We start from the raw sequence: 1,797 nt of genomic DNA, 5'->3' as shown, positions 1-1,797 counted from the left end.
TCGGTGGGGAGCGGCCTGCGGTCGTCGTGATGCTTGTCGTTGTGGCGTTTGTCGTGGTGGTGGTGGCGGCGGGGTCGGGGGCCGGTCAGTCCTTGCGGGCCCGGGCGGGCGCGGTGCCCTCGCGGGCCGGGCGGGCCTGCCTGGCCGGCTTCGCGAGCCTGGTGGTCTCCGTGGGCTCCGCCGGCTCGGTGGGCTCGGTGGGTTCGGTGGGCTTCACGGGCTTCACGGGCGGCCTCTCGGCGAACTCGGGCAGCCACTCCAGCATCTCCGCGCGGAACGGTGCCTTGGCGCCCAGCTGGCAGAGCACCCCGATGGTGCTCAGCGTCACCCGGTGGATCAGCAGGTACGCGGGCGGCAGGTTCAGCTGCTTGCCCAGGTTGTAGGCGGGCGAGCGCGGATCGGCGATCCGGGCCGCCTGGGCGCGCATCCAGGCGCGGGTGAAGTGGAAGTTCTCCACCGCGGCCGGCTCGATGATCGGCAGCAGGTAGTCCAGCACCGCGTCCGGGTCCAGTCGGATCGAGGGCTTCACGAAACCCTCCTCGCGCAGCATCCGGAGCACCCCCGCCGCATCCCCGGCCAGTGCCATCCGCAGCGAGGCGCCGATCGGCGCGGGCAGCCCGCCCGGCAGCCGGTCCACGGTGCCGAAGTCCAACACGCCCAGCCGCCAGCCCGACACCGGGCCGTCATCCTTCAACAGCCGGAAGTTGCCCGGGTGCGGGTCCGCGTGCAACAGGCCGGTGCGGGACGGGCCGGCGAACAGGAACCGGGCCAGCACCTGCCCGGCGCGGTCGCGCTCCTCCTGGGTGCCGCCCGCGATCACCTCGGCCAGTGGGATGCCGCCCATCCACTCGGTGACCAGCACCTGGTCGGCCTGGGCCACCACGCGCGGCACCACGATGTCCGGGTCGTCCTCGAACTCCTCGGCGTGCCGACGCTGGGCCTGCGCCTCCAGCTCGTAGTCCAGCTCCTCCGAGACCCGCTCGCGAAGCTCGGTGATCAACGGCTTGATGTCCAGCCCCGGGATCAGCGGGCCCAGCAGCCAGGCCACCCGGCTCAGCTGCGAGAGGTCCGCGAGCAGGGCGTCACCCGCACCCGGGTACTGCACCTTGACGGCGACCTCGCGGCCGTCGTGCCAGACCGCCCGGTGCACCTGGCCGATCGACGCGGCGGCGGCGGGCCGGTCGTCGAACTCGCGGAACAGCTCGCGCCAGTCGTCGCCGAGCCGCTGGGCGAGTGCGGTGTGCACCTTGGCGGCGGGCATCGGGGGAGCGGCGTCCTGGAGCTTGGTGAGCGCCGCCCGGTACGGTCCGGCGACCTCCTCGGGAAGCGCCGCCTCGAAGACGGACAGCACCTGCCCGAACTTCATCGCCCCGCCCTTGAGTTCGCCGAGGACCTTGAACAGCTGGTCGGCGGTGGCCTGTTGGAGCTCGGCGGTGACCACCTCGGCGGAGCGGCCGCCGATGCGCCTGCCCAGGCCGAGCGTGGCGCGACCGGCTATCCCCAGCGGCAGGGCGGCGAGCCGTGCCGTGCGGGTCACTGCCTTGCGCGGAAGATCGCTCACCCTGGCCTCCAATCCCTGGCCCCCGATTTCCGGACGGCCGACCATCTCTACGCCATTGTGCCCGCTCCCCGCCGCCTGCCTGGCGGAATTCGGCGGGGCGGGGCCGGGAGCGCGGTGTCTTTGGGGGGAGTTGGGCGGCTTGGTCCGGTGGGGGTGGGGCGTGGGCTTTGGGGAGGGTCTGCGCGGGAAGTCGGCGGCGCCGACTTCCCGCGCAGTGTGGTGTTGCTCGCTTCCGC

Annotated in this window: 1 protein-coding gene; it reads right to left on the bottom strand. The window is 73.3% G+C overall.

The features are described from left to right. Positions 1-85: 85 nt before the first annotated feature. Positions 86-1,561: an ABC1 kinase family protein gene (locus ACFRMQ_RS40530; RefSeq protein WP_380735930.1), complete on the bottom strand. Its 1,476-nt coding sequence runs from the start codon at positions 1,559-1,561 to the stop codon at positions 86-88. Positions 1,562-1,797 lie beyond the last annotated feature (236 nt).

The organism is Kitasatospora sp. NPDC056783, from assembly GCF_042789895.1.
Lineage (GTDB): Bacteria > Actinomycetota > Actinomycetes > Streptomycetales > Streptomycetaceae > Kitasatospora.
This window is presented reverse-complemented; position numbering and strand designations above follow the sequence as displayed.